Raw genomic sequence first — 24,887 nt, 5'->3', positions numbered from 1 at the left:
GTGGAGTTTTAATTTAAATAGCGATATGAAAAAATTAGTTGTAGCTTTCTTATTTTGTTTGCCTTTTATTCATCAGGCTGACGCACAACAGAACCCTAATCCGGGGTATTGGCAACAACATGCTGATTATAGCATGGATGTTAAGATGGATGTCAAAAAATTCACGTATACAGGAACACAATCGGTAGCGTATACCAATAATTCGCCTGATACGTTACGCAAAATTTTTTACCACCTATACTTCAATGCGTTTCAACCGAATAGCGATATGGATGCTTTGTTAATGAGTATTCCAGATCCAGATCCCCGTATGGTGGATACAAAGGAAATCCGCGGTAGAAAAATATCAGAAAGCAGAATCAATAAACTCAAAGAGAATGAGATTGGTTTTGTGAAAGTAAAAAAACTAGCGCAAGATGGTTCCCCAATTGAAAGTAAAGTAGTTGGAACGGTATTAGAAGTGACGTTAAACACGCCTTTACCTCCTCACCAAACGACTGTATTAGATTTAACTTTCGATGGTCAAGTTCCACAAATGGTTCGTCGTGCTGGACGCAATAGCAAAGAAGGTGTTGCCTTATCTATGGCACAATGGTTCCCTAAATTAGCGGAATACGACTTCGAAGGCTGGCATACGGAACAGTATTTAGGAAGAGAATTTCACAGTGTTTGGAGCGATTATGATGTAAAAATTACCCTGGATAAAGACTATACAGTTGGAGGAACGGGAATCTTGCAAAATAACAATGAAATCGGACATGGATACCAAGATGCTGGAGTAACTGTACCAACGACTAAAGGCAAAACATTGACTTGGCATTTTAAAGCTGAGAATGTATTGGATTTTACTTGGGCAGCAGATCCTAATTACATCCACGATATTTACGATGGCCCAAATGGTGTAAAATTACATTTCTTATACAAGAATAATCCAGCAATTCTTGAGAATTGGAAGAATTTACAACCTGTTACGGCTCAGTTGATGGATTTTTTCAACAAGAATGTAGGAGAATATCCGTATTCACAATATTCCGTAATTCAAGGGGGTGACGGTGGTATGGAATACTCAATGTGTACGTTAATTACTGGAGAACGCAATTTTCCAAGTTTAGTGGGGGTAACAGCACACGAACTTGCACATAGCTGGTTTCAACATACCTTGGCTACGAATGAAACGAAACACGAATGGATGGATGAAGGATTTACTACCTTTATCTCAGATTTAGCGATGTTGCAAATCCTTCCAAAAAAGGATTTAGAAGATGATAATCCTTTTGCTTCAACGTACAAAAGCTATTACAACATGATAGCCCGTAATATTCAAGAGCCTTTAACGACGCATTCTGATCATTACTTAACGAATAGAGCATATTCGATATCAGCGTATAGTCGTGGTTCTATTTTCTTGACTCAATTGGCTTATATCATTGGTTGGGATAATATGATGAAAACCCTTCAAGAGTTTTACCGTGACTATAAGTTTACTCATCCAACACCAAATGACTTCAAGCGCACAGCAGAGCGTTTAACAGGGGCAAATTTGGATTGGTATATGACAGATTGGACGATGACAACAAATACTGTTGATTATGCAGTGTTGTTTGTAGAGGAAATTCAGAAAAATCAATCCTTAGTTACTTTAAAACGCATTGGACGTGCAGGTATGCCTTTGGATATCTTAGTAACCTACCAAGATGGTTCAATGGAAACATTCTATGTGCCATATACTTCAATGCATTGGAATAAACCCAATCAGTATGTAGAATATGAGCGCACTATTTTAGAAGGTTGGGGTTGGGCACAACCAGAATATAAATTCATCATCAATAAACCAAAAAGCACGATTAAAACTATTTTAATCGATCCTAGTCAGTTTATGGCTGATGTCAACCAAGAAAACAACGTGTACCACAACAATTAAAGCGTTGTTTGATACCAAACAAAAGAAGGTCCTAGAAATATTCTAGGACTTTTTTTATACATATCGTTTTCCTTTTCTACCTTTGCACAACCTATGACAAAACAAAACGAAACTTATCCAAGGGAAGAAAAACTAAAAGCAAAAAGGCTTATAGATGAATTATTTATAACAGGTAAATCTGTTAGTAAATATCCCCTTCGCTTGGTGTATATTGAAGTGGATGAAGAGGGAGTTCCGCAATTTCAAACGGGCGTATCTGTATCCAAACGCTATTTTAAAAAGGCAGTTGACCGCAATTATTACAAGCGTTTACTTCGAGAAACCTACCGCAAAAACAAACACCTTCTCGTTGATCAGATGGATAAGAAGTTTGCGATGATGCTCTTTTATCAAACCAAGGATCGTTTAAATTACCAAGAAGTAGAGCACAAGATGAAAGGGTTATTTGAAAAGTTTATCAAACAACAACAAACAACCCCTACAGAAAGTGATAATCAAGCGATTTAATCGACTTTCTATTTACAAACAGCTCAATGTGATTTGTGATTATTTAAAAGGCTTAAATCGCCCTATTTAATTTATATAATATAAAAAAAGCCGAGAAATATCTCGGCTTTTTTTATTGAACTATTTTTAATGTTCCCATAATAGCTTCCAATTCCAGCATCACATTGCGCTTACTCATGGAGGGATTATACGTAAATCCTTCTATTATAAGATAATACCCTTCTTTTTTGACGATATAGGTGAGATAAGGACCACTCATAAAGCTATTCTCCATATCCCACGTCCCTTTTATTTCTGTAACTTCCAAACCTTTAGGTTGAATGATTTTATGAAAGGGCTCAAAGTCCACACTCATATTCATAAAGGTTTCTGGTTCTGAAGAGTGAATGTACTTTCCTACAATCGAATCTCTCAAATAATCCATATCTAGTACAAACTCTCTTTGATTTGTATAAGGCTTAACCACTTCAAAGGGTAAACTATATACCAAAATGTTGCTATTTCCTGAGGCTATTTCCTTTTTATACCAGACAAAATTATCATCGACTAAAACTCGTTTATACGAAGCAGGTAAGTCGATATCGATATGATATCTATCGTGTAACAGCACCGTTTCATATAATGATCCTTCTTTGATACGCTGTTGAATATCGACAATTTCTTGTTGGTGAAATCGGTCGATAATTGAATCTTTATATTTCAAAAAGGTAGCAATAATACTCTTGTTATCCGTTCCTTCAATTAAAAAGTAACTCTGAGGTTGTGCATATTGATCCACAATCAATTCAAAATTAGTTTTCTTTTCACGTATAGAAACGTACACAATATTCTTTCTATTTTTTGCTGTATTGCCGAAAATACCTGGAGACTGCTGATCTAAATCAAATCGAGGTTCTGCGGGAATAATGCCATCGATTCCTGCCGCTAGATAATTGCGAATCGTATCTCCTACATCACTCAACCACAAATCGTCGTCCATAACTAACAAAACTTGATTTATTTGTCCTTGTGAAGGAGTTCGCACGTCCTCTTTTTGCATGGGATTTTTACAGCCCATGCAAAACACAAAACAACTAATATAAAATAAGATCTGTTTCAATAAATGACTTAATTAATTCTCAACTTCATACCAGGTTGCAACATCGAATTATCGCTCATATTATTCAGCGCTTTTAATTTCGAAATAGTTACACCAGGTAAATTTTTACTGATTGAATAAAGTGAATCACCTTTTTTAACCACATAATAGCCACTAGTAGATGCTTGTGCAACCGTAGATTTACCTACCACCAACTTTTTACCCGGATAAATAACATTCGTTTTCATGTTATTTAAACGCTTTAATTCAACGATAGATAATCCGTATTTTTTAGCGATAACGCCCACACTTTCACCTTTTCTAATGGTGTGATATTTATTGCGAACTCCAGAAGTTTGCGCAATGGCAATATCATAATTTGGTTTTTCTTTGCGATCCTCCTCAAAATCTACATAAGCGTAAATTTTTTCTTCATTTGAAACTAACATTCCAGCTTTATCTAAAGGCAAACGCAAAAAATGCAATTCACTAGAAGAATAAGGAACCACTTTCAGTTTATATGTCGGATTCAAGAACTCTAATTCTTCCTGACTAACATCTAATAACTTTGAAATTTGATCAAAACTCATCATGCGTTTTACTGCTACTGTATCCGTTTGAACTAATTTCATTGGGATATTAGCATTAGCTTTTATTCCATGTTCTTTGGCATATTCAAAAATATACATGGTTGCATAAAAAGCAGGCAGATAATTTTGTGTTTCACGTGGTAAATTTGGTCGAATATTCCAGTAATTCGTCAAACCATTTGAACGGCGAATTGCTTTAGATACGTTACCTGGTCCGGCATTATAAGAAGCCAATACCAAATCCCAATCGCCAAAAATCTTGTATAAATCGCCTAAGAATTTAGCTGCTGCTTCTGAAGATTTTAAAGGATCGATGCGATCATCTTTAAACGAAGAAACTTCTAAATTATACTGTTTACCAGTAGCATACATAAATTGCCATAAACCCGTAGCTCCCATATGAGAAACTGCTTTTGGATTTAAAGCAGATTCTACAATAGCTAAATACTTAACTTCCAATGGAATATTATTCTTAGCTAATTGTTCCTCAAACATGGGGAAATAGTACTCTGAAAGTCCTAATAGACGCTCAAATGACTTCTTTCTTTTCTTTAAAAACGATTTAATTAGGCGTTCTAAAGATTCATTATACTCCACATTAAAGGGTGTTTTTTCATTCATCAACGCCAATCTTTCTTTTAAGACTGCCGTTGTTAATCCATCCCATTCACCGTCTTCATCATTAAAGAATTCATCGCTTGTCAAGTCTTCGCTCATCTCATCAAACAAATCTTGATTGATCAATTCATCTAGCCAAAGCTTCTCGATGCGTTCGCTAGTAGAATGATTAACAAAACTTGCTTTAATCGAATCCAAATACACTTGTGGATCTAATTCTTTACTTCTTAATTCAATTCCTTCTGTTTGTTCTTGTGCACTTAACGTAAAAGATAATAGGCTAAAGAGGGATAACGCTACTCCTTTGTAATTCATAATTTTATATTTTGAAAATAGGGTATAGCCACATCCCGTAGCTATACCCTAAGATATTATTCTTGTATTGCTTTGATACCAGGCAATATTTGTCCTTCTAACATTTCTAACATAGCTCCTCCTCCAGTCGATACATAACTCATTTTTGGAGCTAAACCAAATTGCTTAACCGCTGCAACAGAATCTCCACCTCCTACTAAAGAGAATGTTCCATTTTTAGTAGCTTCAGCAATGAAGTTTCCTAGTTCAATGGTTCCATTGGCAAATTTATCCATCTCAAATACCCCTAACGGTCCATTCCAAAGAATGATTTTTGAATCTAAAATCACTTTTTTCAAGCTAGCTAATGTCTCAGGACCTACATCTAGTCCTTGCCATCCAGCTGGAATTGCATTAACATCCACGATTTGCGTATTTGCATCTGCAGCAAATGCATCCGCAGCTACTACGTCAATTGGCAAGTGAATTTGAACATTTTTCGCTTTCGCTTGTTCCATAATGCGCATTGCCAATTCTAATTTATCATCTTCACAAAGTGAATTTCCAATACTTCCACCTAAGGCTTTAACGAAAGTAAAGGCCATTCCTCCTCCAATAATCATATGATCTACTTTATCTAAGATATTTTCGATAATGGTAATTTTAGAAGAAACTTTTGAACCACCTAAAATAGCAGTAACTGGTTTTTCAGAACTATTCAAAACCTTGTCAATACTTTCAATTTCTTTAGCTAATAAATAGCCAAAACACTTATCGTTCGGGAAAAATTTAGCTACAATCGTTGTAGAAGCATGTGCACGGTGTGCAGTACCAAAAGCATCATTAATATAGAAATCAGCAATTGAAGCTAATGCAGCTGCAAATTGCTCATCTCCTTTTTCTTCTTCCGCGTAAAAACGCAAGTTTTCTAATAAAATAATGTCTCCAGGTTGACTATGCTCTACCGCAGTTTTTACTGTTTCACCAATACAATCAGCAACAAATGTAACTTTAGCACCTAGTACCTCTTCTGTTTTTGCAACAATATGGCGCAGGGAAAAGGCATCATTTTTTTCTCCTTTTGGACGACCTAAATGAGAAACTAATATAGCCACTCCTCCATCGTTTACTACCTTTTCAATTGTCGGTTTTGCAGCTTCGATACGATTGGTATCTGTTACTTCAAAGGCCTCATTTAAAGGTACATTAAAATCAACGCGAATTAATACTTTTTTATTTTTAAAATTCACATTATCAATTGTTTTCATAATTGTATTTTTCTAAAATATGTTCTGATTAACGCAAATATAAATCTTTTTAAAATCCAATGGACGTTTATTTTTGATTATTCTATACCCTTTCCTTTTTTTATGCATCAATTATGGAATATTTTCTACCGAAAGAAACTACTTTGTTCGAATCACCTCCCACTCTTCTTTGAATCAACCTCAAAAAATGGGCTTTTTCTCTAACTTCATCCCCACTTAATTCAAACCTAATCCAAATCAAGTTAGCATAGTACCCAGTAAATACTCGTAAAGTTTTCTTTTTTTTGACTTACTCATACCCAAAGAAATCGTTTATATTTGCATTATGTTATTTTCAGAAATCGTTGGTCAAAACCACATCAAGAATCACTTACTTCAAAGTGCTAGCACAGGTCGAATTCCTCATGCTCAATTGTTTATTGGACAAGAAGGAACAGGAACATTAGCTATGGCAATTGCCTATGCACAGTATTTACTTTGTAAAAATACGGGAGGTGAAAACACCGGTGGAAACGAAAGTTGTAACATCAAATTCAATGCCTTAATGCACCCTGATTTACACTTTGTTTATCCTGTAGCTACTACAAGTGAGGTAACCAAACATCCAACAAGTGATAAATTTGCAGAACAGTGGAGAACGTTTCTAAAAGCAAACCCTTATGGCAGTCTTTTTGATTGGTATAACCACATTGATATTCAAAATAAACAAGGGCAAATTGGTGTAGATGAAGCGGGTGAAATTCTGAAAAAACTAGCTTTAAAATCCTATGAAGGAGGATATAAAATTATGATTATTTGGATGGCTGATAAACTCAATACAGAGGCTTCCAATAAGATTTTAAAGATTCTGGAAGAACCGCCTGCCAAAACTATTTTTATTTTGATTGCCGAAAATGAGCAGTCCATTCTTCAAACGATTTTATCGCGTTGTCAATTATTGCGTTTTAACGCCCTAAACAGCGTTGAAATAGAACAAGCACTTGTAGCTAATCAGCATTGTGATGCACAACAAGCTGCATTACTTTCACGTCAAGCACAAGGTAACTACAACAAAGCTTTACAGTTGGTTTCCAATGCTGCTGACTCTGCTGATTTTGAACAAAAATTCGTTACTTGGGTACGTGCTGCTTTTCGAGCAAAAGGCAACGCCGCGGTAATTAAGGACTTAATTGAGTGGAGCGAAGATTTAGCAACCTTAGGAAGAGAGCAACAAAAGCAGTTTTTAGAATTTTGCATTGAACTATTTAGGCAAGCGCTTTTATACAATTATCAGTCACCTAATCTAGTATATTATCAAACGTCAGTAGATAAATTTAAGTTAGAAAATTTTGCTCCTTTTGTCAATGGAGCCAATATTGATGAGATTTTTGAAGAGCTATCTCAAGCGATGTACCACATTGAGCGCAACGGAAACAGCAAAATGATTTTCACTGACTTATCTATCAAATTAACGCGTTTAATCCACAAAAAATAGCGAAACTACTCTGTTTCGCTATCTGGTATTGTACGTTGGTATAATTTTAATTCTTCCCAAGTAAATTCGTTATTTGAAGCATTTTTTATTTCCGCAAGAGGTTTGCCTTCATGTGCGGTAAATACTTGCTGTAATCGCTCTATTTTGTCTTGATCTAGCACTTCATTCAATTGAATCTTACCATCCGAAATCAATTTAGCTAAATGCGAAAAAATAGTTGTTGGTGTTAACTTGCGCTCTTGTGCAATAGCATCAACACGTAATCCATCCATCCACAACTCATACGTAATAGCAAAAGTACTTTTCTTTTTTTCTTTCTTTTCCTTGTCTTTGGTCTTTAAGTCTTCAATTAAATCATAATCATCCTGTAGATCCAAACGACTTGTACGTAAAAGAGAAGCAATATGGGTAAGGTGATTAATTCGATACTCCCCTACCTCTAAACTTCTTAAATTCTCTTTGGTTAGACGCTCCTTTTTGATTACCAAATCAACAATTTGTTTGGCTTTTTTTACATCTAAAACAGCTTTAATTGTTTGATCTTCTAAAGCTTCTAATTCCGTAAAAAACGTTTTCATTTGTCTTTTACCTCTCACTTGAGCCATGGTAAATAACAATTCAAACACCACGTGGTCTAAAGTTGGGAAAAAATAGGCATAAGCTTTATCTACTCGTTCTTTTACAAAATTAATATCCACTGTGGGTTCCAGAAAAAGGCGCTTTAATTGGATGATAAATTTATCCGCTAGCACAACTAATTCTTCAAGGGTTTGAACAATTTTCAACGTCCAACTCTTAAATTCGCTCTTCTTGCTTCGCTCGGCTTCGTCATTATACGAATACAAGTGATTGCGCCAATTTTGACTCAATCCCTTCCAAGAAAAAGCTTCTTGCAGTCGCTCTTCTAAGAAAAGCAAAGTCTGCTTGTGTATTTCTTCTTCTAATGTTTCTTTATCGGCCTTGTTTTTGGCGTATTGCATGACATCGTAGTCGTTCTTTAGTCCATTCATCTGAATAGGTGTCAAAAGAACCAATCCTTGCAGCGATTTCAATCGAGATAAGGCAACATAAGCCTGCCCTGGCAAAAACACCTTAGAAACGTCTAAAATCGCTTTTTCGAAGGTTAATCCCTGACTTTTGTGCACGGTAATCGCCCAGGCCAATTTTAAAGGGTAATGGGTGAAGGTTCCCAAAAGTTCTTCTTCGATTTCTTTTGTATTCGGATTGACTTTGTAGCGAATGTTTTGCCATTCATAACGCTCTACTTCTATCACTTGATTCTCCTCCGGAAACTTGACGTAAATTTCACTTGGACTCAATTTTTGAACAATCCCCATCTTGCCATTGTAATACTTCTTCTCAAAGGACAAATCATTTTTTATAAAAATAACTTGTGCTCCTACTTTCAATTGCAACTGATTTTCAATGGGATAAATATTCGTTGGAAATTCACCTACAACTTCGGCTTGAAAAGTATAGGGTTTTGCTTCTAATGCCTCTAGCGAATCTGAATTAATCGTATCTGCTTTAGCATTATGGGTTGTTAATGTAATATATCCTGCTGTTTTTTGCTGATCAAAAGTTGGATTAACATATTGATTAAGCACTTGTAAATTAGCTGGTGTGATGGTATTATTTCTCAGGTTATTCAAAATTTGAATAAACGCATCATCGGATTGACGATATACTTTATCCAATTCGATATACAACGGTGGATTACCTTGAATAACATTGGAATGAAAAAAGTAAGATCCTTCGTAATAACGACGTAAAACTTCCCATTCTTCGTTTTTTACCACTGGAGGTAATTGTAGTAAATCTCCAATAAACAACAGCTGAACACCTCCAAAAGGCTTATTGTTTCGTCGAATAGTCTGCAGCATAAAATCCATCGCATCTAACACATCTGCACGTAACATACTCACTTCATCGACAATAAGCAATTCTAAATTGAGAAAAAGAGATCGACGCATATTGCTCATTCGAAAATGCTTCTTAATTGAAACGCGATTTTCAAACTTGACATATTCACTAAAAATTGGCGGATTAACAGCATCTGGAATAAATGCAGCCAACGGAAAATGGAAAAAAGAATGGATGGTAACACCACCTGCATTCAACGCTGCAATGCCGGTAGGTGCAACAATAACGGTATTTTTATGAGTGCTATTGACAATCTCTTTCAACAACGTGGTTTTACCTGTCCCCGCTTTTCCAGTTAAAAAAATGGACTGTTTGGTCTCGTTGATAAACTGTAAAACATACGTGGCTTCTCTAGAAAAATTTTCCATTTTTTGAGGTAAGATAAAACTAAAATTGGTTTAAAAATAAAAATAGTCCCAAGAATACTTAGGACTATTTGAATACTATATGTAATTAACTATAATTATTTTTCTTCTTTTACTGCAGGAGTCGCTTCTTTTTTACCATCTACTGTACTAGCTGCTGCTGAACCTTGGTATTTTGCATTTAATTCTTTGATAATATCTTCTGTGATATTATACTCGTCTTTACCGTAAATCACAGTAGAAGCCTCTTCTGTATTAAATACATAATCTAAGTTCTTTTTCTTTGCATAGTCAGCAATGTGAGATTTTACTTTCTTCACGATAGAATCCATCTCTTTTGTACTTTCAGCTTGTAACTCTTGGAAAATAGTTTGTTGCTTAACTTGTAACTGTTGCTCTCTACGTTGTAACTCACCACCTTTTTGTTGAGCCCATGCTTGACCTTTTTCAGCAGCATTGGTTTGGAAGCTTTGAACCTCACGTTGAAATTGTGCAATTTCTCCTTCGAAAGCTTTCCCTTTCTCTTCAGATTTTATTTTGTATTTTGATTCAATATCTTTTACCTCTTGATATTCTGTCATTAATTTAGAAGAATCAATATACGCAGTTTTAAATTCTGTTGTAGCAGCAGTGTTTGCATTGTTGTTACAAGAAACTAACAATCCCGCTAATCCTAATACGAAAATACCTTTTTTCATTTTTGATTTTTTTAAAAACATGTAAAATTAAAAAAACTTTTAATGTTTACTACATTATTTCAATTTATATCTAACAATAAATAATACTTATATACAAATCAAGTTACATAAATAAAACCTATTAAAACAGGATTTCTTAGCTTCAAATACATCCATTATCTTTTTTTCTTTATATATACACTTACCCCTTAGGTAAAAAGTGTCTTAAAACGCTTTAAAATAGTTTTTATCAGTCCTTTTTATACTTTTTTCTCCAAAAGTGAAGGAACTATGCTGTTTTTGACAAACAATAAATTAAAGAGGAATATTCCATCGAATTTCTTGCTTCTACATTGGAACGCAATCCAACAAAAAATGCTTTGATCCAATTCTTCTTTCCATTTTTATATTCTTCAGATAAAAGGGAAACATAAAAGCTATCAAAAAGCATGGGTTGTAATTCATCCACTTTAAAATCAAACTGCGAAAAAATAGTAGCAATTGATTTTTGTGAAAAATGCCAAATATGACGAGGTACATCAAAAGCAGCCCAGTACTCTTTATAATACAACGCATCGTATGATTTGTAATTGGGAACAGCTAAAATCAATTTGCCCTCTGGTTTCAATAAACGACGTAACGCTATAATTTGCTCCTCTAAATTAGGGATATGTTCTAACACATGCCAAAGGGTAATCACATCGAAAGAATGATCAGGCAGGTCACTCAATTGTTTTGCGATTGTTATTCCTTTTTTAGTAGCTAATTCGCTTGCTTTATCATTGGGTTCAAATCCTGTTGTCGTCCACCCTCTTTTTTTTGCTTCGACCAAAAAATCTCCTGTACCACATCCAATATCTAAAAGTGATCCAACTGTATTATTTTGTTTAAATAATAAATCTACTTTTTTGCGTAAAGCAATTTTTTTTACTCCTTGATATAAACGTTCAAATAAATTTCGCTTTCCATCGGTATGCGAAATATAATTTTCACTTTGATAATAATTGCCTAAAATCTCTTTTGATGGAATCGGATCTGTTAGCAACAAATCATATGCACGATTATAGTATAAGGAAAATATTTCTTGAGAAACGGTGTAATCTTTTACCGCTAAAAATTTTTCGTCTTTTGTAAAATTCATGTCTTTCATTTCATCCAAACTAATTCCAATTTTTCGATTATCTGCGTCAATAATTTTTTTAAATCCTCGGCCATCGACTTTTCAAATTTAAAATTTATTACTACACAAGCACCTTCTTTTTCGAATTAATATTTGATCTAATTTCTTTCAATAAATTTTATTTTTCAACTCAAGGGGCGAATTACAATTTGCCCTTACGGGATCATTTTTCAATTTTAAATCTACAGCAAAAATTCATCAACAAATTTCATTTTTCAGATCGAGGGGCAAATTACAATTTGCCCTTACGAGATCATTTTTCAATTTTAAATTGGTAATAAAATTTCATCAACAAATTTCATTTTTCAACTCAAGGGGCGAATTACAATTTGCCCTTACGAGATCATTTTTCAATTTTAAATCTACAGCAAAAATTCATCAACAAATTTCATTTTTCAACTCAAGGGGCAAATTACAATTTGCCCTTACGAGATCATTTTTCAATTTCAAATCTGCTGCTAAATTTCATCCTTGAATTTTATTTTTCAAATCAAGAGGCGAATTGCAATTTGCTCTTACGAGGTCATTTTTCAATTTTAAATCTGCTACTAAATTTCATTCCTAAATTTTATTTTTCAGATCAAGAGGCGAATTGAAATTTGCTCTTACGAGGTCATTTTTCAATTTCAAATCTGCTGCTAAATTTCATTCTTAAATTTTATTTTTTAGATCAAGGGCGAATTACAATTTTGCCCTTACAGGGTCGTTTTTCAATTTCAAATCTTCAACTAAACTGCATCCAATAAATTTTATTTTTCAGATCAAGAGGCGAATTGCCATTCGCCCTTACGGGATCATTTTTCAATTTTCAAATCTCTTGATAGACCCTAATAACAGATGTGGCTTTTTCTAGCCTAGAAGGCGAATAACAATACTTTCTCACTTGATTCTTTACTTTAACTAACGCTGTAATTGATTGTAAAGATGGGGGTTAATTTGATACTACTAAACAAAAAAATAAGGATTGTTCCACGTGGAACAATCCTTATCTAATCCTTTACTCTATTTCTTATCTCCCCATATGGATCAATAGAATTGATATGTCTGTCGGGGTTACTCCACTTATACGTGAGGCTTGAGAGATCGTTATTGGACGAATCTTTTTGAACTTCTCACGGGACTCAAACGACAGCGAAACGATCTTATCATAATCAAAATTCTCTGGTATTTTAACGTCCTCTAAACGGGTTAATTTGTCCGCATTATTCTTTTCCTTTTCAATGTATCCAGAATATTTAACTTGGATTTCTGCCTGCTCAATTACCTCCTGATCGATACCTGTTTCAGCAATATACTCCTCCACTTTTTTGAATTTAAGGATATCCTCTAATTCAATTTGTGGACGCGAAAATACCTTAAACATCTTATCCGGTTGACTCATTAAAGAGGATCCCTTCGCTTCTAAAATTGGGTTTGCCTCTTCTTTTTTGACGCTTGTTTCTTTGAAAAACTCAACGAATTTTTCCGACTCTTCACGCTTATATTCCATTCTTCTCATGCGCTCTTCTGAAGCTAAACCAATCGAAAACGACATCGGTGTCAATCGGAAATCGGCATTATCTTGACGCAATAAAGTACGATATTCTGCTCGAGAAGTAAACATACGATAAGGCTCTTCTGTCCCTTTTGTAATCAAATCATCAATCAAAACTCCGATATAAGCTTCATCTCTTCTCAAGATTAAAGGCTCTTTTTCGTGCACTTTTAAGTGTGCATTTATACCTGCCATCAACCCTTGAGAAGCTGCTTCTTCGTATCCAGTTGTACCGTTAATTTGACCAGCAAAATACAATCCATCCACCAATTTTGTTTCTAATGTATGCTTCAATTGTGTAGGTGGAAAATAGTCATATTCGATAGCATAACCTGGTCTAAATATCTTCGCATTTTCAAAACCTGCTACTGCACGTAGTGCCTTAAATTGGATATCTTCAGGAAGCGAAGTAGAGAATCCATTCACGTAAATTTCGCATGTATTCCATCCTTCTGGCTCCACAAAAATCTGATGTCTTTCTTTATCAGCAAAGCGATTTATCTTGTCTTCAATCGAAGGACAATAACGTGGGCCAAGACTTTTTATACGTCCTGTAAACATCGGAGAACGGTCAAAACCTTCACGAAGTAGATCGTGAACCTCTCCAGAAGTATACGTCATAAAACAGTCTCTTTGTTGTTTTAAAGGCGATGTAACATCCATATAAGAGAACTTCGAAGGGTTCACATCACCGCCTTGAACTTCCATTTTTGAATAATCTAACGAGCGTCCATCCACACGTGGAGGCGTTCCTGTCTTCATACGTCCTGCTGTAAAACCAAGTTTTACTAAATCTTCTGTAATACCAAAAGCGGCTCCTTCTCCTGCTCTACCCCCTCCAAATTGCTTTTCACCGATATGAATTAACCCATTTAGGAAAGTTCCATTCGTCAAAATTACAGTCTTCGCTTTGATGGTTAAGCCTAAACTTGTCACGACACCTTCAATTTTATGGTTATTCACCAACAACGATTTTACCATATCTTGGTAAAAATCCAAGTTCGGAGTCCCCTCTAACATTAAGCGCCAAGTTTCAGAAAAACGCATACGATCTGATTGCACACGTGGCGACCACATCGCTGGCCCTTTGGATTTATTCAGCATTTTAAATTGAATCGCTGTCTGATCAGACACGATTCCTGAATATCCACCCAATGCGTCGATTTCACGTACGATTTGTCCTTTAGCAATTCCACCCATGGCAGGATTACAAGACATCTGAGCGATATTCTGCAAGCTCATGGTGATCAAAAGGGTTTTTGATCCCATATTCGCTGCTGCTGCTGCTGCCTCGGAACCGGCATGTCCACCACCAACAACAATTACATCATATATATCTTGAAAAATACTCATTCTTAAAAAATCTAGTCAATTATTGTTCCACGTGGAACATTTTCATCTTTTCTTCTTCTTTTTGACGCATTAAAGCTTCGTCTTCTTCCCCTTTATCTTTATACCCACAATAATGAAGTACACCATGCGCCATAACGCGAAGCAATTCAACATCAAATGCTACCTCAAAATCAGCAGCATTATCTTTTACACGCTCAATACTAATAAAAATATCACCTCCAACTACCTGATTTTCAGTGTAATCGAAACTAATTATATCAGTAAGTGTGTCGTGATCCAAATACTTAACATTGATATCATGCAAGTATTCATCTGTACAAAAAATATAGTTGATTTCCCCCGTTAAAAAACCTTCCGAAGCAATAATGGACTCAATCCACGCTTCATATTGTTCCTCTTGATGGAGTGAAAAATCTAGTTCGTAATTAAAAGTTATCATATAAAAATCTAAATATCAGGCAAAGGTACGATGAAAATCAAAACAGTAATACACTGAAATCTAAAAACATTCCTAAATAGAAAGAGCGATTTTAAAAAAAATAGCATCCCTTTACCCCTATTTGGTTCTATAAGAACTTAAACACTACTAAACGGCTAAAAAACCGTAAAGATTTCCTGGGTTCTAAAATGCTAAGCCTTAAACCAAGAAATTAGAACAAACAACGTCTTGTAGTTTGCGTAAAAAGAAAAAAGTAATTCCGATTTTCATATACACAAAATACAGGCGTTTCTTTTAAAAAGTATCTTTCAAAGATACAACAATAAACCCCAGTAGGAAGAAAAAGGGTTTTGAAATTACGAACAAATTTTCACTAAGGTTTCAGTCACAATTTTAATATTCTGTGTCAAGTCTCAGTAAAAAAAATATACGCAAAATACAAGCGGGTAAAAAAAAACAAATCGAAAAACGAGAGCAGTAGAATAAAAAAACTTCTCGCTATGCTTTCAATATTTCAATCAACCTTCAAGAAAAAATTTTATACGTCAATTACAAAAGATCAATAAAAACCAAAAGGCTACAACAAATATAAATTCTAAAACAGCTCCTCTCCTATTTTCATTATTTGGAATGAAGTCAAAGAAAAAAATAAATAAGCAAAATACAAGAACTACAAAAAATATTCAAAAAGTGCTGTAGATCCGAATTAGAAAATGTTCTCTTTCTAATTCGCGTATTTCAACCGAAGATAAAGAAGAAAAAGTATAAGCAAAATACAAACCATCAAAAAAATAAATCAAAAGCAAAAAACAAGAGGCCTAAACAAATTTGACCGCTTCTACTTTTAGTATTTCACCCCAAGTCCAAGAAAAAAATAAATAAGCGAAATACAAGCGTTCAATAAAACAAACAAAAAAGAACAAGAAGATAGATAACAAAATTTGACTGCTTCTACTTTTAGTATTTCAACCCAAGTTCGAAAAGAAAATATATAAGCGAAATACAAGACCTCAAAAAAATAAATCAAAAGCAAAAAATAAGATGACTAAATAAATTCGACTGCTTTTACTTTTAGTATTTCAACCAAATACTCAGAAGAAAATTTCTAATCAAAATACAAGCCCTCCAAAAAATAAATCAAACGAAAAAAAGAAAAACATTCCAAAAATAAACCGCTTCTATTTTTAGTATTTAATTCCAAGTATTGGATGTAAATGTATACACAAAATACAGGACGAAATTTTCTATTCCATCAATTTAAAAATCCCTCTACATTTTCAATATTTCCAGCCATAGGAAAGACAATTATTTTTAAGCAAACTACAACGCATTTGAAAAAATAAAAACACAAAAAAATCTTCTTTCTATTTTTCATATTTCAATCTCCAGGACAGGAAAAAAATTATACGCAAAGCTCAGGGCGAGCAAAAAAAAATTACTCCTTCAAAAACCACAAAAAAGGCAATTCAACACTCAAAAATAACAAAGAAGAAAAATTCAGACTTATCAACGTTATCAACACTATAAATAATAGAATTAAAATCTTTTTAAAAATTTAAAAAAATCTTCTCTATTATATTGTTTGTTAATATGTACAATAACTTTTAAGCCAGAATTTGCAGATTTGACTTATAAAAACTTATTAACAGGTTATCATTTCTTAAATCGCTTTAATATAGCTCAATAGCTATCTTATTAACACGGTTAATAACCGTTATCAACAGCCTGTTTAATATAACTTAGGGTGTGTATTTCTGTTGATAAGTGGTGAATTGAGTATGGATATCTAGCTAATAGAATCTAAAAAATAAATTTGCATAGTTCCTATTTCATGCTGTATTGTAATTTATTTCAACTAAACAAAAAATACTTATTCTATTCTTTCCATACTTATCAACAAAAACTGTTCATTTAGTTTTCCTTCATAATCAGCGAATTAGCCTCTTTAAAAAAGAACCCTGTTGATAAGTGTTAGTACATTGTAAATCAGCTATTTATTAATATATTTTCACTTTTAGGATTTTAGCTCCTCTAGGGAACAGGATGGTATTTTTTCGCTTGATAACAGTAAAAAACACCTGGAATAAGAAAATAAAAACAGAAAAATTAGGTGCTTATAGTCGTGTTTTTTGGGCATCAAATATGAAATTTTAAGCGCAATTATTTCGATTAATTGGGGTAAAAGTAAGGGGGTAAAAAGTGCTTTTTGTCAATGAAAAAACAGAAAAATAAAGGCTATTTTTAGTACTTATAAAGAAGGAGTATAGGTTGTATTTTTTTTAAAAATGTGCTTGTTTTTTGAGAAAATAAGTTCTTTTAAAAGAGGAAAAAATACTATAAAATCATGTTGTATTAGACTACTATTTTGATTTTATACTTAGGAGAAAAGGGTAAAAATAGGAGAAGGTATAAGACTATATTTAGTGTTTATAGATCATAATAATCGGACGCCTCAAGTTGATTGAAAGACATGAATTAGATCTAATTTGACCGAAGAAAAAATAAAAAAAAGCCTTATCAATCAGATAAGGCTTTGCTATAATATAGTATTGTAATAGGCAATTAAATGCCTTTTTCCATCTTAATTAAGTGGGCCATATTGCGAATAACACTGTTGTGTTTTAAGACAAATGGATTGGATTTATCCCAAACATAACCGGCCAAAACAGAACAAATTTTGCGTTTTACATCGGCATTTTCAGGTTGGTGGAAGAATAATTCTTGTAAGTTTCCAGTATACCATTCTTGAATATACGTGGTGAAAACGTCAATTCCTTCATTCATATAATCGGCATATTCAGTTTGCCAATCTACCGCTTCTCCCTGTAGTGTTCGAATCGCTAATTTAGCTGCAAGCATGCCTGATTCAGTCGCAAAACAAACGCCAGATGAGAAAACAGGATCTAAAAATTCTGTACTATTTCCAGTTAATACATAACCTTCACCAAACATTTTAGATACACTAGTAGAGTAATTCGATAGCTTTTTAGGCTCGAAATCGAAAGGCAATCCACCAAAGCGATTGATATAAAAATCAGATAAGTTAATGGCATTTTGCAATGCCTCTGTTGATGTATCGCCTAATTTTTCAATATAATCTGTAGGTCCTACAATTCCCACACTTGTTTTTCCATTTGAAAAAGGAATGACCCAAAGCCATACTTTGGTTTCTAATATATCAAAAGAAATTTGCGTTCCTTCCACTCCATCAGGTCTTCGTTCATCTATAATATGACTGAAAATGGCAGAGTGTGGACTTAATTTTGAGGCTGCATCTAAGTGAAGCATACGCGGTAAAACACGCCCATATCCGCTAGCGTCAATTAGAAATTTAGCGCGAATCTGAGATTCTTTTCCGTCTATGTTTTGAATGGTCGTTATTGAATCTGTCCCTTCAAATTCCACTTGGGTTACTTCTGTTTCAAATTGAATATCGATGCCTTTGCGCTGCATTTCATCTGTAATAGCTTTGTCAAAATCAGCACGTGGAATTTGCCAAGTCCAGTCCCAACCTGTAGAAAATTTATCGCTAAAGTCAAAAATACAGATTTCTTTTCCTCGAATAAATCGCGCCCCAGGTTTTGGTTGAAAATTGTAGGTATTTAATGCAGGTAGCAAATCTGCAGCTTCAAAATGATCCATAACGCGAGGAATTAAGCTTTCCCCTACAACAATTCTAGGAAACTTTGTTTTTTCTACAATTTTAACATTTACCCCCATTTTGTGTAAGTAACTGCCTGCAACACTTCCAGATGGACCTGCTCCAATTATTAGAACATCGACATTTTCAATTGACATTGTTTGCTATTTATTATGTTAATAGTATTAAATTTGCCTCAGTTTTATGCACAAAATGAATGAGCATAAAATTATGATACAAATATAACTAATATACCAAGTTAATGAACACGTTGAATGGTTTCTTATCTTTAGAAAATTTCGTAGAATATCTAAAGGCTGAACAAGAATTAGTATTAGCTCCAGCACTAAAAGAGCGAGTAGATGAAAGTTTTAACTTTTTAAAAGATTATGCGAAAAATAAAGTAATCTACGGTGTAAATACAGGATTTGGTCCTATGGCCCAATATCGTATTAAAGATGAAGAATGTGTTGCACTACAATATAATTTAATTCGAAGCCACTCTTCTGGAATTGGAAATCCATTGAGCGTTGAGCAAGTTCGAGCTGCAATTTTAGCGCGTTTGAATTCGCTTTCTTTAGGTTATTCTGGAATTAATTTGGAGGTTATTGAGTTAATGAGAACGTTATTGAATAAAGAAATTACGCCTCTAATTTTCGCACATGGTGGAGTTGGAGCAAGTGGAGATTTGGTTCAATTGGCTCATTTAGCTTTGGTATTAATAGGAGAAGGAGAAGTTTTTTACAAAGGGGAACGCAGAAGTACAAAGGAAGTATTTGAACTTGAAAAGGTAACTCCAATGCGCATCAGTATCCGCGAGGGAATTTCTCTAATGAATGGTACTTCAGTCATGACGGGTATTGGTATTTTAAATTGGAACAAAGCTCATATTTTATTGGATTGGTCGGTGAAAATAGCTTGTGCCATCAATGAACTAGTAGCTGCTTATGACGATCACTTATCTGCTGAATTAAATGAGGCTAAATTGCACAAAGGACAACAACATATTGCCCAGCAGATGCGCCAAAATTTACAAGATAGTCAGTTGATTAAAAAAAGAGAGGAACACCTATATAATGGTACAAATCAAGAAGAAATCTTCAAAGATAAAGTACAGGAGTATTACTCTATTCGTTGTATTCCTCAAATTTTAGGTCCTATATATGATACCATTCAAGAAGTTGGAAAAGTTCTTGAAAATGAAATGAATTCAGCCAATGATAATCCAGTCATTGACGTTAAGAGTCAGCAGGTATATCACGGTGGAAATTTCCATGGCGATTATATTTCGTTGGAAATGGATAAATTAAAATTGGTGGTTACACGTTTGACGATGTTAGCAGAACGCCAATTGAATTATTTGCTAAATGCTAAAATTAATGAATTATTGCCGCCTTTTGTAAATCTTGGAAAATTAGGATTTAACTTTGGTATGCAAGGAGCGCAATTTACAGCTACTTCTACTACTGCAGAATGTCAAGCATTAGCTACGTCGATGTACATTCACAGTATCCCAAATAACAATGATAATCAAGATATTGTGAGTATGGGAACGAATGCAGCGGTCTTGTGTGATAAGTTAATTGAGAATAGTTTTGAGGTTATGGCTATTGAAATATTAACTTTAGTACAAGCCATTGATGCTTTAGCTTATAAGGATAAGGTTTCTGAAACAACCAAAAAATGGTATACGGACATTCGTCAGATTATCCCTGAATTTTCAGATGATCAAGCCTTATATCCGTACTTACAGCAGATTAAAGAATACTTAAAATCTTAATATTATGGTGCGTATTTATCTTGTTTTATTGCTGCTTTTGGGTACTGGTCTAGTACAAGCTCAAGAATTAGCCTTAGTCAGAGAGAATAAACTCTTTGGTTATTTGAATAAGGAGGGTGAATATGCCATTGCTCCAAAATATGTTGGAGCCAATTCTTTTGCGGAGGATTTAGCTTGTGTTAGTGATGGTGCTTTATGGGGATATATTGACCGCCAAGGTAATTGGGTGGTTAAACCGACCTTTGATGAAGCAAAGGATTTTAATTCAGGTTTGGCTTTAGTGAAAGTTGATAAAGACTGGTTCTATATTGATAAAAAAGGAAAAAGATTAAGCTTAGATCCGACAATTGATGCAAGACAGTATCGTTTTTACAAAGGAGCATCTATCTATAGAGTAGAGAAAAAAGTAGGCTTGATTGATAGTCAAGGAACGATTGTTTTAACCCCAAAATACGATGTAATCAAACGATTTACTACGGATTATACGTCAGTAGCGCTAGATAAAAGATGGGGAATCATCGATTATCAAGGAAAAGAAATCATTGCGCCTATCTATCAAAGCGTAGGTAAATATGAAAATGGATTAACGTGGGTAAAACAAGAAGGTCAGCTATTTTTATGGAAGGAAGGAACATTAGTAGCTATTCCTTTTGTTGATGATGTTATCAATAGTACAAACCCAGATTTCATTATTGTCAAACAAGGAAAAAAGTTTGGAATCATTAATGATAAAGGAGAAGTTGTTCTTCCCTTGAAGTACGATAATTTAGGTCCATTGAATGAAGGAATGATAGCTGCACGACAAAATGGATATTGGGGGTATATAGATGAAAAAGGAGCACAAAAAATAGCATTTACCTTTGAAAATGCTTTATCTTTTACTGAAGATGGTTTGGCAGGAGTAAAATTACAAGAATGGGGCTTTATTGATAGAACAGGAAAAATTGTAATTCCTGCGCAATATAAAATTAATGCGCATTTATTCGCACCTCAAGCAAAGAACAAAGGATTTTACGAGGGATTAATCCGCGTCAAATACAATAAAAAATGGGGCTTTTTGGATGTAAATGGAAATCTATTTACAGGCAAATGGTATAAAAATGTAGAATTATATAATTAAAATAGAACGAATGAAAACCGCGATTGTAACTGGTGGGTCTAGAGGAATTGGTAAAGCGATTTGCTTGCGTTTAGCACAAGAAAAGAACTATCACATTTTGATTAATTATCAATCTAACGAAGAAAAAGCGTTGGAAACGTTGCGTGAAGTTGAACAATTAGGAGCAACTGGAGAGATACTTCGATTTGATGTAAGTAAAAATGAAGAGGTAACGGAGGTTTTATCGAAGTGGGTTGAAAATAATCCAACAGCTATAGTAGAAGTTGTTATAAATAACGCTGGAGTTACACGAGATGGATTGTTTATGTGGATGTCTTATGAAGATTGGAATACAGTTATTCAAACGAGTCTAAATGGCTTTTATAATGTGACACAGTTTTTCATTCAAAAGATGTTGAGAAATAGATATGGACGCATTGTCAATATGGTATCTGTTTCAGGAATGAAGGGAACACCAGGACAAACCAATTATTCAGCAGCAAAGGCTGCCATTGTTGGTGCGACAAAAGCACTAGCACAAGAAGTTGCGAAGCGAAATATTACAGTAAATGCAGTTGCACCTGGGTTTATTGAGACCGATATGACTGCCAATTTAGATGCAGCAGAATTAGTGAAATTAATTCCTGCGAATCGATTTGGTAAAACAGAAGAAGTAGCAGATTTAGTAGGTTTTTTAACTTCGGATAAAGCAGGCTATATTACAGGTGAAGTGATTAATATCAATGGTGGAATTTATTCATAAGTACGCTTGATGGAAAGAAGAGTTGTTATTACAGGAATGGGCATTTACTCTTGTTTAGGATTGAATCTCGACGAGGTAAAAACATCATTGTATGAAGGAAAATCTGGAATCATATACGATGAACAACGACATGAAATGGGGTTTCGTTCTGCTTTTACTGGTATGGTACCCCGTCCTGATTTAAAAGCAGATTTAAATCGCAGACAGAGGCTTTCTGTTGGAGAAGAAACAGAGTATGCTTATGTGGCTACGATGGAAGCTTTGAAGAATGCACAAATCAGTATGGACTTTTTAGAACAACGCGAAGTCGGAATTTTATATGGTAATGATAGCGTCTCTAAAGCCGTAATTGAAGCAACGGATATCTTTAGAGATAAAAAAGATACCGCTTTAATTGGTTCTGGTGCGATCTTTAAGTCGATGAATTCTACAGTAACGATGAATTTATCGACCATTTTCAAATTAAGAGGAGTTAATATGACAATTAGTGCCGCTTGTGCAAGTGGATCTCATGCCGTAGGTTTAGGATTTGCTATGATTAAAAGCGGGATGCAAGATATTGTTATATGTGGCGGGGCACAGGAAATCAATCCTTTTGCAATGGCCAGTTTTGATGGATTAGGTGTATTTGCCGAAGAAGGAGTAGATCCTGCTCAAGCTTCTCGCCCTTTTGATGCCAATAGAAATGGACTGGTTCCTAGTGGTGGAGGTGCAACGTTGATTTTAGAGAGCTATGAGTCTGCCATGGAGCGTGGAGCACCTATTATTGCAGAAGTAATTGGATATGGCTTTTCGTCTAATGGAGGGCATATTTCAACACCAAATGTAGTTGGTCCAGCTACTGCAATGCGTAGAGCTATTGAAAATGCTGGTATTGCTGTGGATGAAGTAGGCTATATCAATGCGCATGCAACTTCTACCCCATTAGGGGATGCTAATGAAGCCAAAGCTATTTATGAGGTATTCAAGGATAGTATGCCACAAGTTACCTCAACGAAGTCCTTAACAGGACACGAATGCTGGATGGCGGGGGCAAGTGAAGTGGTTTATTCGACCTTGATGATGAATGCTGATTTTATTAGTCCAAATAAAAACTTTGAAGTCGGAGACGAAGACTCCAATAGACTTAATATTGTTAAAAAAACGTTAGATAAAAAATTTGATATATATTTGTCCAATTCTTTCGGATTTGGGGGTACAAATTCTGCCCTTATAGTTAAAAAAATATAGTTGATACATGGATAATAAAGAGATTTTTGAAAAAATTAATCAAATTTTAGTTGAGGAGTTTGAAGTAGATCAAGAGGTAATTGAAGCTGAAAATAATTTAAGAGAAAGCTTAAATTTAGATAGTTTAGATTATGTTGATTTGGTGGTGTTAATTGAATCAAATTTCGGCGTTAAATTAGTCGAAGCTGATTTTACAACTATTGTTACTTTTCAAGATTTCTATGATTTAATTGAACGCAAGATTACACAAAAGTAAGATGACCAATGGCTCAATGGCAAGGAAAATCTAAAGGTAATTTACTCGGGTATAAAATTTTCGTTTTATGTATAAAAAAGCTCGGTATTAGAACGGCTTATAGTGTTCTGATATTTGTAGCTTTTTACTATTTTAGTACCGCTTGGAAGTCTAATAAAGCCCTTTATTATTATCTTCATCGTAGACATCGATTTTCAGTATTGAAATCGATAGTCATGATGTATGCCAGCTATTTTAGATTTGGTCAGGTACTAATTGATAAAACAGCAATTTCTATCGGATTGCGAAATCGATTTACCTATGATTTTGACGGTATTGAAATTCTAAAAGAATTACTAGCGGAAAAAAAAGGTGCTATTTTAATTAGCGCCCATGTAGGTAATTTTGAAGTTGCTGAATATTTCTTTGCTGATATTGATTTTGATTGCCAAATTAATTTGGTCACAACGGATCGCGAACACACGTTTATCAAAGCGTATTTCGATCAAATTTCGATTAAAACGAATTTGAATTTTATTATTGTGAGAGAGGATATGTCTCATATTTTTGAGATTAATACTTGTTTGTCAAATAATGAAATCATTTGTTTTACTGGGGATCGATTTTTCCCTGGCAGTAAAACCTTACAGGAAGAATTTTTAGGTGAATCAGCTGTATTTCCTGCTGGTCCCTTCAGTATAGCATCGCGTATGAAAGTGCCTGTTGCCTATGTATATGTAATGAAAGAGCAAAATTTACACTATCATTTATATACTCGACGGGCAGAAGTCAAACACCGCGATGCGCAACACCTGCTCCAATCGTATTGTTCTAGCGTAGAGCAAATAGTAAAAAAATATCCCTTACAATGGTTCAATTATTACGACTTTTGGGAAAAACCATCCCAAACTAAATAAAA

Annotated in this window: 18 protein-coding genes; 9 read left to right on the top strand and 9 right to left on the bottom strand. The window is 34.4% G+C overall.

Annotated elements, in window-relative coordinates:
* Window positions 1-25: 25 nt before the first annotated feature.
* Entirely contained in the window at window positions 26-1,921 is a 1,896-nt protein-coding gene (locus ACUTSE_RS08370; protein ID WP_445639880.1) for a M1 family metallopeptidase, read from the top strand.
* A gap of 93 nt (window positions 1,922-2,014) precedes the next feature.
* A complete protein-coding gene (gene rnpA / locus ACUTSE_RS08365) occupies window positions 2,015-2,428 on the top strand; it encodes a ribonuclease P protein component (protein ID WP_445639879.1) in 414 nt (137 codons plus the stop codon).
* A 112-nt stretch (window positions 2,429-2,540) separates the two neighbouring features.
* On the opposite strand, the gene ACUTSE_RS08360 is transcribed toward rnpA, so the two are convergent.
* From ACUTSE_RS08360 to ACUTSE_RS08350, 3 genes are all read right to left on the bottom strand, one after another.
* Window positions 2,541-3,467 (bottom strand): DUF4837 family protein, encoded by a 927-nt coding sequence (locus tag ACUTSE_RS08360; RefSeq protein ID WP_445639878.1) that lies wholly within the window; start codon window positions 3,465-3,467, stop codon window positions 2,541-2,543.
* Window positions 3,468-3,535: 68 nt separating this feature from the next.
* The gene (locus ACUTSE_RS08355; protein WP_445639877.1) at window positions 3,536-5,029 is read right to left on the bottom strand and encodes a transglycosylase SLT domain-containing protein; all 1,494 of its coding nucleotides are present in this window, start codon (window positions 5,027-5,029) and stop codon (window positions 3,536-3,538) included.
* Window positions 5,030-5,085: 56 nt separating this feature from the next.
* Window positions 5,086-6,276 carry a phosphoglycerate kinase gene (locus tag ACUTSE_RS08350; protein ID WP_445639876.1) on the bottom strand — a complete coding sequence of 397 codons (1,191 nt, stop codon included), beginning with the start codon at window positions 6,274-6,276 and terminating at the stop codon, window positions 5,086-5,088.
* Between the two features lie 325 nt (window positions 6,277-6,601).
* Between ACUTSE_RS08350 and ACUTSE_RS08345 the strand changes: the two genes are divergently transcribed.
* Window positions 6,602-7,750, top strand: a complete 1,149-nt coding sequence (locus ACUTSE_RS08345) for a DNA polymerase III subunit (RefSeq protein ID WP_445639875.1) — start codon at window positions 6,602-6,604, stop codon at window positions 7,748-7,750.
* A gap of 5 nt (window positions 7,751-7,755) precedes the next feature.
* Here ACUTSE_RS08345 and ACUTSE_RS08340 read toward each other — a convergent pair whose 3' ends face one another.
* From ACUTSE_RS08340 to ACUTSE_RS08315, 6 genes are all read right to left on the bottom strand, one after another.
* Window positions 7,756-10,041 carry a helix-turn-helix domain-containing protein gene (locus ACUTSE_RS08340; RefSeq protein WP_445639874.1) on the bottom strand — a complete coding sequence of 762 codons (2,286 nt, stop codon included), beginning with the start codon at window positions 10,039-10,041 and terminating at the stop codon, window positions 7,756-7,758.
* 95 nt (window positions 10,042-10,136) lie between these two features.
* Window positions 10,137-10,736, bottom strand: coding sequence for an OmpH family outer membrane protein (locus ACUTSE_RS08335; RefSeq protein ID WP_002988652.1), 600 nt, complete (start codon window positions 10,734-10,736; stop codon window positions 10,137-10,139).
* 268 nt (window positions 10,737-11,004) lie between these two features.
* Window positions 11,005-11,856, bottom strand: coding sequence for a class I SAM-dependent methyltransferase (locus ACUTSE_RS08330; protein WP_445639873.1), 852 nt, complete (start codon window positions 11,854-11,856; stop codon window positions 11,005-11,007).
* 1,048 nt (window positions 11,857-12,904) lie between these two features.
* Window positions 12,905-14,782 (bottom strand): tRNA uridine-5-carboxymethylaminomethyl(34) synthesis enzyme MnmG, encoded by a 1,878-nt coding sequence (gene mnmG, locus ACUTSE_RS08325; protein WP_002988643.1) that lies wholly within the window; start codon window positions 14,780-14,782, stop codon window positions 12,905-12,907.
* Between the two features lie 19 nt (window positions 14,783-14,801).
* Complete coding sequence (gene ybeY, locus ACUTSE_RS08320; protein ID WP_445639872.1) at window positions 14,802-15,221, bottom strand: rRNA maturation RNase YbeY; 420 nt, start codon at window positions 15,219-15,221, stop codon at window positions 14,802-14,804.
* A gap of 2,562 nt (window positions 15,222-17,783) precedes the next feature.
* Entirely contained in the window at window positions 17,784-19,019 is a 1,236-nt protein-coding gene (locus tag ACUTSE_RS08315) for an NAD(P)/FAD-dependent oxidoreductase (RefSeq protein ID WP_002988637.1), read from the bottom strand.
* 104 nt (window positions 19,020-19,123) lie between these two features.
* On the opposite strand from ACUTSE_RS08315, the gene ACUTSE_RS08310 reads away from it, so the two are divergent.
* From ACUTSE_RS08310 to ACUTSE_RS08285, 6 genes are read left to right on the top strand one after another with little or no spacing between them, the layout of a single operon-like run.
* Complete coding sequence (locus ACUTSE_RS08310) at window positions 19,124-20,641, top strand: HAL/PAL/TAL family ammonia-lyase (RefSeq protein WP_002988636.1); 1,518 nt, start codon at window positions 19,124-19,126, stop codon at window positions 20,639-20,641.
* A gap of 4 nt (window positions 20,642-20,645) precedes the next feature.
* Entirely contained in the window at window positions 20,646-21,761 is a 1,116-nt protein-coding gene (locus tag ACUTSE_RS08305) for a WG repeat-containing protein (RefSeq protein ID WP_445639871.1), read from the top strand.
* A gap of 10 nt (window positions 21,762-21,771) precedes the next feature.
* Window positions 21,772-22,503 (top strand): 3-oxoacyl-ACP reductase FabG, encoded by a 732-nt coding sequence (gene fabG / locus ACUTSE_RS08300; protein WP_002988630.1) that lies wholly within the window; start codon window positions 21,772-21,774, stop codon window positions 22,501-22,503.
* Between the two features lie 9 nt (window positions 22,504-22,512).
* Window positions 22,513-23,733: a beta-ketoacyl-[acyl-carrier-protein] synthase family protein gene (locus ACUTSE_RS08295; protein ID WP_259189272.1), complete on the top strand. Its 1,221-nt coding sequence runs from the start codon at window positions 22,513-22,515 to the stop codon at window positions 23,731-23,733.
* A gap of 7 nt (window positions 23,734-23,740) precedes the next feature.
* On the top strand, window positions 23,741-23,989 hold the full coding sequence (locus ACUTSE_RS08290; protein WP_445639870.1) for an acyl carrier protein: 249 nt from the start codon (window positions 23,741-23,743) through the stop codon (window positions 23,987-23,989).
* Between the two features lie 8 nt (window positions 23,990-23,997).
* Window positions 23,998-24,885 carry an LpxL/LpxP family acyltransferase gene (locus tag ACUTSE_RS08285; RefSeq protein WP_445639869.1) on the top strand — a complete coding sequence of 296 codons (888 nt, stop codon included), beginning with the start codon at window positions 23,998-24,000 and terminating at the stop codon, window positions 24,883-24,885.
* Window positions 24,886-24,887 lie beyond the last annotated feature (2 nt).

This window comes from Myroides sp. TSA_177.3 (genome assembly GCF_052691955.1).
The sequence above is the reverse complement of the archived record's forward strand: the minus strand, read 5'-3'. Positions and strand labels throughout refer to the sequence as shown.

Excerpts from the sequence above, each read along its gene's own strand:
- ACUTSE_RS08370 (WP_445639880.1), top strand. The coding sequence starts at position 26 with ATGAAAAAATTAGTTGTAGCTTTCTTATTTTGTTTGCCTTTTATTCAT.
- rnpA (WP_445639879.1), top strand. The coding sequence starts at position 2,015 with ATGACAAAACAAAACGAAACTTATCCAAGGGAAGAAAAACTAAAAGCA.
- ACUTSE_RS08360 (WP_445639878.1), bottom strand. The coding sequence starts at position 3,467 with ATGCAAAAAGAGGACGTGCGAACTCCTTCACAAGGACAAATAAATCAA.
- ACUTSE_RS08355 (WP_445639877.1), bottom strand. The coding sequence starts at position 5,029 with ATGAATTACAAAGGAGTAGCGTTATCCCTCTTTAGCCTATTATCTTTT.
- ACUTSE_RS08350 (WP_445639876.1), bottom strand. The coding sequence starts at position 6,276 with ATGAAAACAATTGATAATGTGAATTTTAAAAATAAAAAAGTATTAATT.
- ACUTSE_RS08345 (WP_445639875.1), top strand. The coding sequence starts at position 6,602 with ATGTTATTTTCAGAAATCGTTGGTCAAAACCACATCAAGAATCACTTA.
- ACUTSE_RS08340 (WP_445639874.1), bottom strand. The coding sequence starts at position 10,041 with ATGGAAAATTTTTCTAGAGAAGCCACGTATGTTTTACAGTTTATCAAC.
- ACUTSE_RS08335 (WP_002988652.1), bottom strand. The coding sequence starts at position 10,736 with ATGAAAAAAGGTATTTTCGTATTAGGATTAGCGGGATTGTTAGTTTCT.
- ACUTSE_RS08330 (WP_445639873.1), bottom strand. The coding sequence starts at position 11,856 with ATGAATTTTACAAAAGACGAAAAATTTTTAGCGGTAAAAGATTACACC.
- mnmG (WP_002988643.1), bottom strand. The coding sequence starts at position 14,782 with ATGAGTATTTTTCAAGATATATATGATGTAATTGTTGTTGGTGGTGGA.
- ybeY (WP_445639872.1), bottom strand. The coding sequence starts at position 15,221 with ATGATAACTTTTAATTACGAACTAGATTTTTCACTCCATCAAGAGGAA.
- ACUTSE_RS08315 (WP_002988637.1), bottom strand. The coding sequence starts at position 19,019 with ATGTCAATTGAAAATGTCGATGTTCTAATAATTGGAGCAGGTCCATCT.
- ACUTSE_RS08310 (WP_002988636.1), top strand. The coding sequence starts at position 19,124 with ATGAACACGTTGAATGGTTTCTTATCTTTAGAAAATTTCGTAGAATAT.
- ACUTSE_RS08305 (WP_445639871.1), top strand. The coding sequence starts at position 20,646 with ATGGTGCGTATTTATCTTGTTTTATTGCTGCTTTTGGGTACTGGTCTA.
- fabG (WP_002988630.1), top strand. The coding sequence starts at position 21,772 with ATGAAAACCGCGATTGTAACTGGTGGGTCTAGAGGAATTGGTAAAGCG.
- ACUTSE_RS08295 (WP_259189272.1), top strand. The coding sequence starts at position 22,513 with ATGGAAAGAAGAGTTGTTATTACAGGAATGGGCATTTACTCTTGTTTA.
- ACUTSE_RS08290 (WP_445639870.1), top strand. The coding sequence starts at position 23,741 with ATGGATAATAAAGAGATTTTTGAAAAAATTAATCAAATTTTAGTTGAG.
- ACUTSE_RS08285 (WP_445639869.1), top strand. The coding sequence starts at position 23,998 with ATGGCTCAATGGCAAGGAAAATCTAAAGGTAATTTACTCGGGTATAAA.